Origin of the sequence: Modestobacter sp. VKM Ac-2977, assembly GCF_026968045.1 — a bacterium.
Lineage (GTDB): Bacteria > Actinomycetota > Actinomycetes > Mycobacteriales > Geodermatophilaceae > Modestobacter.
This window is the reverse complement of record NZ_JAPVBQ010000001.1, coordinates 229,761-241,938: the sequence shown is the minus strand read 5'-3', so window position 1 is coordinate 241,938 and position 12,178 is coordinate 229,761. Positions and strand designations below refer to the sequence as shown.

Genomic DNA, 12,178 nt, shown 5'->3' with positions numbered 1-12,178 from the left:
TGACCTCAGGAGAGACCACATGAACCGCAGGATCGCCACGGCGCTGACCGGCGGGACCGTCCTGCTCACGGCACTGACCGCGTGCGGGGAGTCGGGCAGCAGCAGCGCGGGAGGGGGCGAGAGCACCCCCGCCGGGGGCGGCGACACCATCGCCGCCGACCTGGTCCTCGGCGGGCCGCCGGAGTTCCAGACCCGGCCCGACGGCGTCCCCGGCCTGGAGGAGGTCTACGGCATCACCTTCGGCGAGTTCCGCAGCCTCGACGCCGGCGGCCCGCTGACCGTCAACGCGCTGGCCAACGGCCAGATCGACGCAGCCGACATCTTCACCACCGACCCGAACATTGCGGCCAACGACTGGGTGGTCCTCGAGGACCCGGAGAACCTGTTCGCCGCGCAGAACGTGGTCCCGCTGATCAGCACCGAGGAGGCCACCGACGGCGTTGCCGCCGTGTTGAACGCGGTGTCCGCGGAGCTCACCACCGAGGACCTGATCGCACTCAACGAGCAGGTGATCATCGACCGGCAGGACCCGGCCGCGGTCGCCGGGCAGTGGCTGGCGGAGCGCGGGCTGGACGCGACCGGCACCCAGGCCGCCGGGACGGACCTCACCATCGGTTCGGCCAACTTCCCGGAGAACATCACCCTGGCCAACATCTACGCGCAGGCACTGCAGGCCCAGGGCGCGACGGTGGAGACGCAGCTCAACATCGGCAGCCGGGAGGTCTACATGCCCGCCCTGCAGGACGGGTCGATCGACCTGATCCCGGAGTACACCGGTGTGCTGCTGGAGCACTTCGACGAGGAGGCGACCGCGGTCAGCTCCGAGGAGGTCTACGCCGCGCTCCCCGAGGCCCTGCCGGAGAACCTGACCGTGCTCGAGCAGTCGGAGGCCCAGGACAAGGACGCCATCGTGGTGACCAGGGAGACCGCGGAGGAGTACGGCCTCACCTCGATCGCCGACCTGGCCGAGCAGCCCTGACCCCCGGCGGTCCGGGCGGTCGGGTTCTCCCGCCCGGCCGGACCGCCTCAGGCCCGGGCGGTCGGTGCCGCGTCGTCGTCCTCGCCGGGCGGGATCTTGCAGACGTGCTCCAGCCACAGCGCGGCGGCGGTGAGCCCGGCGGCGAACACGACGCCGAGGACGCCGGTGACGGTGTCGGCGGTGGCCGCGGACAGCCGGCCCAGCTGCGGCACCGTGTGCAGCAGCAGCCCCGCCCAGCAGCCGGTGAGCACCGCGCCGACGTAGGCGCTGGCCTGGGCGAGCACCGCCACCCGGGCCACCAGCATCGGCTCGACCGGCCGGGTGGCGCCCGGGGTCCGGCCCGGCGACGGACGGCGGTCGCGCTGCGCGGACATCCGGGCCGCCAGCGCCCGGGCGCCGAGCAGCTCGGCGACGGCCAGCACGCCGAGCGGCACCGGCAGCCACCACTGCAGCTGCGGCAGCGAGCCGTAGCCGGCCCGGACCAGCAGCCAGCTGGCCAGCGCCAGCCCGACCGCGAGGGCCAGCAGGTCCCGTCGGCGGACCGAGGTCATGCCAGCTTCTCCCAGCGGACGACCGCGGCCACCTCGTCGGCCGGCAGCGCCGCCACCAGGTCGGCGACCCGGCCGTGCCCCGGCAGGGTCGCCGTGGGGTCCAGCGCCAGCCACGGGACGAGCACGAAGGCCCGCTCCGCGGCCCGCGGGTGCGGCAGGGTCAGCACCGGGTCGGCCGAGACCACCGGTGTCCCGTCGGCGGCGGTGACCGTGACGACGTCGACGTCCAGTGTCCGGGCGCCCCAGCGGACCTCCCGGGTGCGCCCGGCGGCCTGCTCGAGCTCGTGGGCCAGGGCGAGCCAGCCGGCGGCGTCCCGCTCACCCCGGACGACGGCGACCGCGTTGAGGTACGGCGGCTGCTCGACCGGCCCCCACGGCGGCGTCTCGTACAGCGTCGACCGGGCCACCAGGCCGTGCTCCTGCAGCGCCACCAGCGCCCGTCGCAGCGTGCCGGCCCGGTCGCCGAGGTTCCCACCGAGGGAGAGGACCGCCCGGCTCACCGGCGGGTCCTGCGGATCGCCACGGTCACGTCGTCGGCCGGCACGCCGAGGTCGACCTCCGGCTTGTGCACGGTGATCTCCACCGCGTCGACCACCGGGTAGGCCAGGCACAGGTCGGCCAGCCGCTGGGCCAGCGTCTCCAGCAGGTCGACCGGCTCGCCGACGAGCACGGCGTGCAGCTGCTGGGCCAGCTCGCCGTAGTGGACGGTCTTGGTCAGGTCGTCGTCCGCGGCGGCCGGGGCGGTGTCCAGCTCGAGCACCGCGTCGACCCGGAAGGTCTGCCCGTGCTCGCGCTCGGGAGGGTAGACGCCGTGGAAGCCGTGCCCGGTGAGGCCGTGCACGGTGATCCGGTCAGCCACGTGCCACTCCTGCGCCGGCGGCGGCACGCACGGCGGCCAGGGTGGCGATCGCGTCCAGCGACTGCACCGGGTCGTGCACCCGCACCCCCCAGGCACCGGCTTGCGCGGCCAGCACCGAGATCGCCAGGGTCGCCGCCTCCCGGCCCTCGACCGGGCGGACCTCGCCGTCCGGCCCGGCCAGCAGCCGGCCGAGGAACGTCTTGCGGGAGGCGCCGACCAGCACCGGGAGCCCGAGGGCGACCAGCCGGTCCAGCCCGGCCAGCAGCGTCCAGTTGTGCTCGGCGTTCTTGGCGAAGCCCAGGCCCGGGTCCAGCACCAGCTGGGCGGGGTCGACGCCGGCGGCCACGACGTCCTCGACCCGGGCGGTGAGCTCCGCGCCGACCTCGGTGACGACGTCGCCGTAGCGCGCTGCCGCGTACATCTCCCGGCTGTGCCCGCGCCAGTGCATCAGCACCCAGGGCACCCCGGTGTCGGCCACCAGCCGGGCCATGCCCTCGTCGGCCAGACCGCCGCTGACGTCGTTGACCAGCACCGCCCCGGCCTCCAGGGCGGCGGCGGCGACCTCCGCGCGAGTGGTGTCCACGCTGACCCGCACGCCGGCGTCGGCCAGCTCCCGGACCACCGGCACCACCCGTCGGCACTCCTCGGCCGTGTCGACCCGGTCGGCGCCCGGCCGGGTCGACTCACCACCGACGTCGACGTAGTCCGCACCGGCGGCGTGCATCTCGAGCCCGTGGGTGATCGCGGCACCCGCATCGGCGTAGCAGCCGCCGTCGGAGAAGGAGTCCGGCGTGACGTTGAGGACGCCCATCACCAGGCACCGCCCCGGCCGCGGCAGGGAGCTGCTCACCTGCCCAGGATGAGGCTCATCGCCTCGCTGCGGGTGGCCGGGCTCTCCCGGAAGATCCCACGCACCGCCGAGGTGATCGTGGTGGCGCCGGGCTTGCGGACGCCTCGCATCGCCATGCACAGGTGCTCGGCCTCGACCACGACGATGACGCCCTGCGGCTTGAGCACCTCGAACAGCGAGTCGGCGATCTGCCGGGTCATCCGCTCCTGCACCTGCGGCCGCCGGGCGTAGACCTCCACCAGGCGGGCCAGCTTGGACAGCCCGGTGACCCGTCCGTCGGCGCCGGGGATGTAGCCGATGTGCGCCCGGCCGTGGAAGGGCACCAGGTGGTGCTCACACGTCGAGTACATCGGGATGTCCTTGACCAGGACCAGCTCGTCGTGGTCCTCGTCGAACGTCGTCGCCAGGACGTCGTACGGGTCCTGGCTCAGGCCGGCGAAGGTCTCCCCGTAGGCCCGGGCGACCCGCGCCGGGGTGTCGACCAGGCCGGGCCGCTCGGGGTCCTCCCCGATCGCCAGCAGGATCTCCCGGACCGCGGCCTCGATCCGGGCCGCGTCGACCCGGCCCTCGGCCAGGTCAGCCACCGGGTCGCCGGTCCGGGGGTCCTGACCGACCCCGTCGACCGGCCCCCGACGGGTGCCGCCCTGACCGTCCGCGCCTCCCCCGAGTGCCGCTCCCCCGAGTCCCGCTCCCCCGAGTGCGTTGCTCACCGGCCCTGGGCCGGTGCGCCGACATCGCCGACCGGCGCCTGTGTGGCGCCGTTGGCCGAGCCGTGCACCGCGCCGTTGGCCGCGGCGACCTCGGCCGGGGTCAGCACCGGCGGACGCTCCGAGGGGGTGCGCTTGCCGAAGCCGTTGTACGGCGCCATCGACGGGCGCTTGACCACCCCGGCACAGATCCGGTCCATGTCCTCGCGGGACAGGGTCTCCCGCTCGAGCAGCTCGAGCACCAGGCGGTCCAGGACGTCCCGGTACTCGACCAGGATCTCCCACGCCTCGTCGTGCGCGGCCTCGATCAGCGCACGCACCTCGCCGTCGATGTCGGCGGCGACGGCGTCGGAGTAGTCCGGCCGCGAGCCCATGTCCCGGCCCAGGAACGGCTCGGAGTCGGTGCTGCCGTACTTGACGGCGCCGAGCTTCGCGCTCATCCCGTACTGGGTGACCATCGACTTGGCCAACGAGGTGGCCTTCTCGATGTCGTTGCCGGCGCCGGTGGTGGGCTCGTGGAAGACCAGCTCCTCGGCCGCCCGGCCGCCCAGCGCGTACGCCAGCGTGTCGATCATCTCCGAGCGGGTCTGGGTGTACCGGTCCTCGGTGGGCAGCACGAGGGTGTGGCCCAGCGATCGGCCGCGCGGCAGGATCGTCACCTTGTGCACCGGGTCGGTGTTCGGCAGTGCGTGCGCCACCAGGGCGTGGCCGCCCTCGTGGTACGCGGTGACCTTCTTCTCCTTCTCGCTCATCGCCCGGGTCTTGCGCTCCGGACCGGCCAGCACGCGGTCGATCGCCTCCTCGAGGGTGGCGTCGGTGATGACCGTGCCGTCCTGGCGGGCGGTGAGCAGCGCAGCCTCGTTGAGCACGTTGGCCAGGTCGGCGCCGGTGAAGCCGGGCGTGCGGCGGGCCACGGTCTCCAGGTCGACGTCGTCGGCCAGCGGCTTCCCGGTGGCGTGCACCTTGAGCACCGCCGTCCGGCCCAGCAGGTCGGGGCGGTCGACCGGGATCTGCCGGTCGAACCGGCCGGGGCGCAGCAGCGCGGGGTCCAGGACGTCCGGCCGGTTGGTGGCGGCGATCATGATGACCCCGCCCTTGACGTCGAAGCCGTCCATCTCGACGAGCATCTGGTTCAGCGTCTGCTCGCGCTCGTCGTGCCCGCCGCCCATGCCGGCGCCGCGCTGGCGGCCGACGGCGTCGATCTCGTCGATGAAGATGATCGCCGGGGCGTTCTCCTTGGCCTGGGTGAACAGGTCGCGGACCCGGCTGGCGCCGACGCCGACGAACATCTCCACGAAGTCCGACCCGGAGATCGAGTAGAACGGCACGCCCGCCTCACCGGCGACGGCGCGGGCCAGCAGCGTCTTGCCGGTGCCGGGCGGGCCGAACAGCAGCACGCCCTTGGGGATCTTCGCGCCGATCGCCTGGTACTTGACCGGGTTCTGCAGGAAGTCCTTGATCTCGTGGAGCTCCTGGATCGCCTCGTCGGCCCCGGCGACGTCGCCGAACGTCGTCTTCGGGGTGTCCTTGCTGACGATCTTGGCCTTGGACTTGCCGAAGGCCATCACGCCCCGGCCGCCGCCCTGCATGGAGCTGAACAGCCAGAAGAGCAGCAGCAGGAGGAGCACGAAGGGCAGGAAGCTGACCAGGATGCTGACCAGCAGGTTGTCCTGGGAGACGTTGGTGTCGAAGTCGACGCCCTCGCCCTCACCCAGGCCGCTGACCAGGTCGAAGACGTCCTCCTCGGCGCCGACCGGGTAGAAGGCGGTGACCTGGTCACTGCCCTCGACCGGGTCGATCAGGTCGAGGTCGACCGTCTGCTCGCGGTCGTTGATGGTGGCGGCGTCGACGTTGCCCTCGGCGAACTGGGCGAGCGCCGTGGAGGTCGAGACCTCCTGGTACTCGGGGTCACCACGGAAGAAGCTGGAGCCGACGAAGGCCAGCAGGACGACGATGGCGATCCAGAACCAGACGCTCCGGAAGATCTTCTTACGTTCCATACACCGTGGCCGGGCGCCGGGGTGAGCCCGGCCTGCCCGTCGACCCTCCTGATCGTCGCTGGACGCCGCTCGCGACCCTGGGGACGCCCCGCGCGGGGCGACGTCGTTGGTGCCGAAGGTACACCGCAGGACCTGTGTCCCTGCTGGGGAAGGAGGGGCTGGCCTCGCGGTTGTCCCCCGTCAGGAGGAGTAGACCTCGGGCTTGAGCGTGGCGATGTAGGGCAGGTCGCGGTACCGCTCGGCGTAGTCGAGCCCATAACCGACGACGAACTCGTTGGGGATGTCGAAGCCGATGTAGCGCACCGGGACGTCGACCTTCACCGCGTCCGGCTTGCGCAGCAGCGTGCACACCTCCAGGGACGCCGGCCGCCGGCTGCCCAGGTTCTTCAGCAGCCAGGAGAGCGTGAGCCCGGAGTCGATGATGTCCTCGAGCACCAGCACGTGCTTGTCGGCGATGTCGCGGTCCAGGTCCTTCAGGATCCGCACCACGCCCGAGGAGCTGGTGGCGCTGCCGTAGGAGGAGACCGCCATGAACTCCATCTGGGTCGGCAGCTGCAGCGCCCGGGCGAAGTCGGACATGAACAGCACCGCGCCCTTGAGGACGCCGACCAGCAGCACCTCGCGGCCGGCGTAGTCGTGGGCGATCTGCGCGGCGAGTTCCGCGATCTTCCCCTGGATCTGCTCCTCGGAGAGCAGCACGTGGTCGATGTCCGGGCCGTAGCCGTGGTCCGGGCCCAACGGGCCGGCTGCGGGGATGGCGGGCTCGCTCACGACTGTCAGGGCTCCTCTGGGGGGACGGCATCAGGTGCAGCGGGGCGCGGACCGGTCCCGCGACCGGGAGAACCGCCGAGCTGCACGGTCAGCCTGCCAGACGCACGCCGCACTCCCGCACCGCCGGGGAGGTCGGCCCGTCCCTGTCCCCTCCACCGGGTGAGGAGGGCGTCCACCGCCGACAGGTGCACGCCCTGCAGGTCGGGCACCCCGGCCCGGCGGAGCCAGCCGCGCAGCACCCGGCGCCGCAGCGCCGGAGGCAGCTCGGCCAGCGGGGCAGCGGGCAGGTCGCCGTCCGGCCTGGTCAGCGCCGCCAGCTCGGTGTCGGCCAGTGCGTCCAGGGTGTCCAGGTCCTCCCGGGTCATCGCCGCGGTCCGGCCGAGGGCCGCCGCCACCCCACCGCCGAGCACCTCCTCCAGCAGCGGCAGCACCTCGGTGCGCAGCCGGACGCGGGTGTAGGCGGGGTCGCTGTTCCACGGGTCGTCCCACACCGGCAGCTGCTGCGCCGCGCAGGCGGCCCGGGTGGTCTCCCGCCGGACGCCGAGCAACGGGCGCCAGAACGGCGGGCGGTGCTCGACCATGCCGGCGACCGAGCGGGGGCCGGAACCGCGGGCCAGCCCCAGCAGGACGGTCTCGGCCTGGTCGTCCAGGGTGTGTCCCAGGGCGATCGTCGCCCCGTGCTCCGCCGCCGCCCCGGCCAGCGCCGCCGCACGGGCCGCCCGGGCCGCACCCTCCGGCCCGCCCGTGTCGCCGACGTCGACCGTGAGCACCAGCACCGGGCAGAGCCCGAGGGACCGGAGCAGGCCGGCGGTGCGCTCGGCCTGCTCGGCCGAGCCGGGCTGCAGTCCGTGGTCGACGGTGACCGCGCCGACCGGCCGGCCCGCCCGCGGCGCCTCGAAGGCCAGCGCGGCGGCCAGGGCCACGGAGTCCGCTCCCCCACTGCAGGCGGCCAGCACCGGTCCCGTGCCTGCGGCGAGGCCCGGGCGCACCGCGGTGCGCAGCGCCGCGACGGCGGGGTCGGGTCCGGCCATCTGGGCGACCCGGATCAGGCCGGGAAGGCCGGCCGCGTCTCCAGCACCCGCTGCACCCAGCGGGCGGGCTCGGTCAGCTCCTCCTTGTACGGCAGGTTCTCCGGCCCGGCCCACACCTGGTTGAAGCCGTCCATGCCGGCCAGCTCGACCACCCCGGCGACGAAGACCCGGCCGTCGGCGTACTGCTGCATCTTCTGCTCCAGGCCGAGCAGCCGACGCAGCACCCGGTCGATGGGGCCGCGTCCCTTGCGGCGCTGGGCGAAGCGCTTGCGCAGCGTGCGCACGGACGGGACGACGTCGGGGCCGACGCCGTCCATCACGAACTCGGCGTGCCCCTCGACCAGGCTCATCACCGCGGTGACCCGGTCGAGCACGGCGCGCTGCTCGGGATCCCGGATCAGCGCCATCAACCCCTGCGGGGCGTCGTCGTCGGCACCGGTGCCGCGGACGACGTCGGTGAGGCTGCGCAGCACGTCGCTGAGCCGCTCGCGCAGCACGTCGGGGGTGAGGTCGGTCGCCTCGGCGAAGGCGGCGATCTGCTCCTCGAGGTAACCGCGCAGCCAGGGGACGGCGGTGAACTGCAGCTGGTGGGTGACCTCGTGCAGGCAGACCCACAGCCGGAAGTCGCTGGGGTCGACGCCGAGCTTGCGCTCGGTCTCGACGATGTTCGGCGCCACCAGCAGCAGGCGACCCCCGCTGCCGAAGACCTCGTACTGGCCCAGCACGCGGGTGCACAGGAAGGCCAGCACGCCACCGGCCTGCACGCCGGTCGCCCGGGAGCCGATCGCGGTGGCCAGCGGCCCCGGCGTCGTGCCCTGCGCCGCCTGCAGCCCGTCGGCCAGCGGGTCCAGCAGGGCCGCCATGCCCGCGGTGTTCGAATCGATCCAGCCCGGCCGGTCGACGACCGCCACGGTGGGCGCCGGGCCGCCGGGGACGGGGCGCAGGCCGGTCAGCTCCTCGACGTGCGCGACGGCGATCGCGGCCGCGCTGTGCAGCTCCGCGACGACGGCCGCCGCCTCCTCCCGGGTGGTCTCCGGGCCGGCGCCGGTCAGGCGACGGGCGGTGCGGCCGGCGAGGTCCCAGTCGACCAGTGACGACGAGCGGCTCATCGCCTCACCGTACGCGGGGGCACCTCGGGCCGGCCGCCGTCAGCGGCAGCCGCAGCCGGCCAGCGCGGCCGCCACGACGTCCAGTGCGGTCTCGGTGGCCGCGATGCTCCCGGTGGCCCCGTCGGCGAGCACCGCGAACGCGAGCAGCCGACCGTCGGCGGTCTGCACCGTGCCGGCCAGGTCGTTGACGCCCAGCAGCGTGCCGGTCTTGGCCCGCACCGTCCCCGGGCTGCCCGGGCCGCCCGCAGTGCGGTCGGTCAGGGTGCCGTCGTACCCGGCGACCGGCAGCCCGGAGAGCAGCAGGTCGGCGTCGGGGATGCTGCCGTCGGCGGCGGCCTGGACGACGTCGACCAGCAGCCCGGCGGGCACCCGGTCGTCGCGGGAGAGGCCGCTGGCATCGGAGAGGGCGAGCCCGGTGGTGTCCAGCCCGGCCTCGGCCAGCGCTGCGGCGATCGCCTGCCCGGCGCCGTCGAAGGTGGCCGGCAGCCCCCGGGCGATGGCGACGTGCCGGGCCAGCGACTCGGTCAGCAGGTTGTCCGACGTGGTGAGCGCCTGCTCGACCAGCCGGGCGACGGGCGCGGACTCGACGCTGCCCAGCGTGCGGGCACCAGCCGGTGCCGCACCGAGGCGGACCGCGGCGTCCGGGGCGCCCAGCGCCGCGGCCAGGGCCGCTCCGGCGTCGGCTCCCGGCGACCCGCTGCGGGGGGTGTTGCCGGGGACCTGCCGGGCGCCGTCGACGGCGGTGGCGGTCACCGGGGCGGCGTAGGTCGACGGCGCGTCGTCCGCACCCCAGCCCTGGGCGGTGAGCGGGCCGCTGAACAACGAGTTGTCGACGACGACGCTGGTGACCGGCTGGCCGCCGAGCGCCTGCTGGACCTGGGCGGCCAGGTCGGCGACGGTCGCCGCGCCCGGGTAGTCCACCGACGGGGCGGTCGTCGACAGGGTCGGGTCGCCGCCGCCGACCAGGACGACCTCGCCGGGGGCGCTGCCGGCCACCACGGTCGTCGACAGGGTGTCGGTGGGCTCCAGGGTGGTGACTGCAGCGAGGGCGGTGAGCAGCTTGGCGGTGGAGGCCGGGGTGCTCGGGTCGGTCGCGTCGCGGTCGAAGAGCACCTGGCCGGTGGCCACGTCGACCACCTGGGCGGAGAGGTCGGTGCCGAACACCGGGTCCGCGAGCAGCGGGGTCAGCACGGCCGCGAGCGCTGTCGGGTCGGGCACCGGGGCCTCCGCGGACAGCGGGGCGAGCACCGGGCTCGGGTCGGTGAGCTCGGGCAGGACGGCGTCCGGCACCTGCTCGGCGTCCTCGGCCACGGTGGAGTCGCCGCCTCCGGTCAGGTCGAGGGCCAGCACCACGCCGGCCGCCACCAGCACGACGGCGAGGACGGCGGCGGCCAGGACCTTCACCAGCCGGCCGCCCCCGCGGCCGGACTCCGCCCGCCGCCGACCCGAGGCGGCAGCGGTGGCGCCCACCGCTCCGGGACCAGCGGCAGCGCGCTCGGGGACGCCGCGGCGACCTGCCGCGCGCCCGGCCTGCGCCCGTTCCCGGTCCTCGCGCTCGGCCCGCTCCCCGGCGGCACGGTCGGCCTCAGCACGGTCGGCCTCGGCACGGTCAGCCTCGGCACGGTCAGCCTCGGCACGGTCGGCCTCAGCACGGTCGGCCTCGGCCCTGCGCTCCGCCGCGGCGCGGTCGGCGGCCGCCCGGCGCTCGGCCGCCGCGCGGTCGGCTGCCGCGGCGCGGTCGGCCGCGGCTCGCTCGGCGGTCTCCTGCTCGATGGCGGCGCGCTCGGCGGCCATCGCCGCGGCCGCGGCGGCCCGCTGCCCCGCGGCCTCCTCCTCGGCCGCCCGCTCCGCCGCCACCCGGTCGGCCGCTGCCCGTTCGGCCGCCGCACGCTCGGCCTCCGCCTGCTCGACGGCCGCCCGCTCGGCAGCGACGCGCGCCGACTCGGCCTCCTCGACCGCGGCTCGCTCGGCAGCGGCCTGCTCCTCGGCGGCGCGGGCCGCGGCGGCCTGCTGGGCCGCCCACTCCCGGACGGCCGCGAGGTCGGCGGCGGCCTGCTCGGCCCGGGCACGTTCCACGTCGGCCTCGTCGAGCTCGGCCTGGGCGGCGGCAGCACGCTCGGCGTCCTCGGCCGCCACGCGTTCGGCGGCGGCCCGCTCGGCTGCCCACCGCTTCACCGCGGCCAGGTCGGCGGCCGCCTGCTCCGCGGCGGCGCGGCGCGCCTCGGCAGCCTCGTCGGTCACCTGTGGGGCCGGCTGCTCCGCGGACTGCTCGGGCGCCGGCTGCTCGGACACCGACGGCTCGACTGCCCGCTCCGGCGTGGCCGGAGCCGTGGTCTCCGGGTGCGCCGGCTGGACGGGCTCCGGCTCAGCCGTCGCCTCGTCCGGCTCCGCACCGGCAGGTGCAGCCGGACCCTCGACGTCGTCCGCGGTGCTCGTGGTGGGCTCCGTGGCGGCCGGGACCGACGGATCGGACGTCGCCGCGTCGCCGTCAGCAGCCGCCGAGGACGGCACCGCCGGGCCGTCCGCCGGCTCCCCCGACTGCTCTGCACGCGGACTCGACGAGATCTCTCCCACCCCCTGGAGTGACCTCCGCCGACGGGGCGGACAGTCGTACGACACACTATCGGCGTGCAGTTCGACGTGACGGTAGAGATCCCCAAGGGCCAGCGGAACAAGTACGAGCTGGACCACGCCACCGGACGCATCCGCCTGGACCGGATGCTGTTCACCTCGACCCGGTACCCCGCCGACTACGGGTACATCGAGGAGACGCTCGGAATGGACGGTGACCCACTCGATGCCCTCGTGCTCCTGGAGGAACCGACGTTCCCCGGGTGCCTCATCACCTGCCGGGCCATCGGGATGTTCCGGATGACCGACGAGGCCGGCGGGGACGACAAGGTCCTCACCGTCCCGGCGACCGACCCCCGGATGGCCCACCTGCAGGACATCAACGACGTGTCGGAGTTCGACCGGCTGGAGATCCAGCACTTCTTCGAGACCTACAAGGACCTCGAGCCGGGCAAGTCGGTCGAGGGCGCCGAGTGGGTCGGGCGCGCCGAGGCCGAGGCCGAGATCGAGGCCTCCCGGCAGCGCGCCATCGACACGCCCCAGCACTGACCCCAGCGGCGGACCTCGCCGGACACCGCACCGACCAGACGGCGGCGCACCCACCCGGGTGCGCCGCCGTTCCGCATCCGGGGACCGCTGTCGATGCCGCTCTCCTGCAGCGCACCGACGAGGCGCGCCCGCCTGGGTGGGAGACGGAGGGGTAAGGGGAGCCGCCTGTCGGAATCGAACCGACGACCTTCTCATTACGAG

12 protein-coding genes are annotated in these 12,178 nt (G+C 74.8%); 2 read left to right on the top strand and 10 right to left on the bottom strand.

Translation table 11 applies throughout. The features are described 5' to 3' along the window. The first annotated feature begins 19 nt into the window (after positions 1-19). A complete protein-coding gene (locus O2V63_RS01150; RefSeq protein ID WP_269165741.1) occupies positions 20-979 on the top strand; it encodes a glycine betaine ABC transporter substrate-binding protein in 960 nt (319 codons plus the stop codon). A 47-nt stretch (positions 980-1,026) separates the two neighbouring features. On the opposite strand, the gene O2V63_RS01145 is transcribed toward O2V63_RS01150, so the two are convergent. From O2V63_RS01145 to dacB, 10 genes are all read right to left on the bottom strand, one after another. Then, on the bottom strand, positions 1,027-1,530 hold the full coding sequence (locus O2V63_RS01145; protein ID WP_269165740.1) for a DUF3180 domain-containing protein: 504 nt from the start codon (positions 1,528-1,530) through the stop codon (positions 1,027-1,029). After that, positions 1,527-2,030, bottom strand: coding sequence for a 2-amino-4-hydroxy-6-hydroxymethyldihydropteridine diphosphokinase (folK, locus tag O2V63_RS01140; RefSeq protein WP_269165739.1), 504 nt, complete (start codon positions 2,028-2,030; stop codon positions 1,527-1,529). Before folK ends, O2V63_RS01145 begins: the two co-directional genes overlap by 4 nt. Next, positions 2,027-2,389 (bottom strand): dihydroneopterin aldolase, encoded by a 363-nt coding sequence (gene folB, locus O2V63_RS01135; protein ID WP_269165738.1) that lies wholly within the window; start codon positions 2,387-2,389, stop codon positions 2,027-2,029. Before folB ends, folK begins: the two co-directional genes overlap by 4 nt. Continuing rightward, entirely contained in the window at positions 2,382-3,239 is an 858-nt protein-coding gene (folP, locus tag O2V63_RS01130) for a dihydropteroate synthase (RefSeq protein WP_269165737.1), read from the bottom strand. Before folP ends, folB begins: the two co-directional genes overlap by 8 nt. Beyond that, positions 3,236-3,823 (bottom strand): GTP cyclohydrolase I FolE, encoded by a 588-nt coding sequence (gene folE / locus O2V63_RS01125; protein ID WP_269178501.1) that lies wholly within the window; start codon positions 3,821-3,823, stop codon positions 3,236-3,238. The genes folP and folE overlap by 4 nt, the downstream gene beginning before the upstream one ends. Before the next feature lie 122 nt (positions 3,824-3,945). Continuing rightward, entirely contained in the window at positions 3,946-5,946 is a 2,001-nt protein-coding gene (gene ftsH, locus O2V63_RS01120) for an ATP-dependent zinc metalloprotease FtsH (RefSeq protein WP_269165736.1), read from the bottom strand. 180 nt (positions 5,947-6,126) lie between these two features. Further along, positions 6,127-6,717 (bottom strand): hypoxanthine phosphoribosyltransferase, encoded by a 591-nt coding sequence (hpt, locus tag O2V63_RS01115; protein ID WP_331253759.1) that lies wholly within the window; start codon positions 6,715-6,717, stop codon positions 6,127-6,129. Between the two features lie 5 nt (positions 6,718-6,722). Then, entirely contained in the window at positions 6,723-7,748 is a 1,026-nt protein-coding gene (gene tilS / locus O2V63_RS01110) for a tRNA lysidine(34) synthetase TilS (protein ID WP_269165735.1), read from the bottom strand. A 14-nt stretch (positions 7,749-7,762) separates the two neighbouring features. Further along, positions 7,763-8,857, bottom strand: a complete 1,095-nt coding sequence (locus O2V63_RS01105) for a zinc-dependent metalloprotease (protein WP_269165734.1) — start codon at positions 8,855-8,857, stop codon at positions 7,763-7,765. A gap of 39 nt (positions 8,858-8,896) precedes the next feature. Beyond that, positions 8,897-11,149, bottom strand: a complete 2,253-nt coding sequence (gene dacB / locus O2V63_RS01100) for a D-alanyl-D-alanine carboxypeptidase/D-alanyl-D-alanine endopeptidase (RefSeq protein ID WP_269165733.1) — start codon at positions 11,147-11,149, stop codon at positions 8,897-8,899. Positions 11,150-11,485: 336 nt separating this feature from the next. Here dacB and O2V63_RS01095 point away from each other — a divergent pair, with 336 nt between their 5' ends. Continuing rightward, entirely contained in the window at positions 11,486-11,977 is a 492-nt protein-coding gene (locus O2V63_RS01095; protein ID WP_166753764.1) for an inorganic diphosphatase, read from the top strand. The last annotated feature ends 201 nt before the right edge of the window (positions 11,978-12,178 follow it).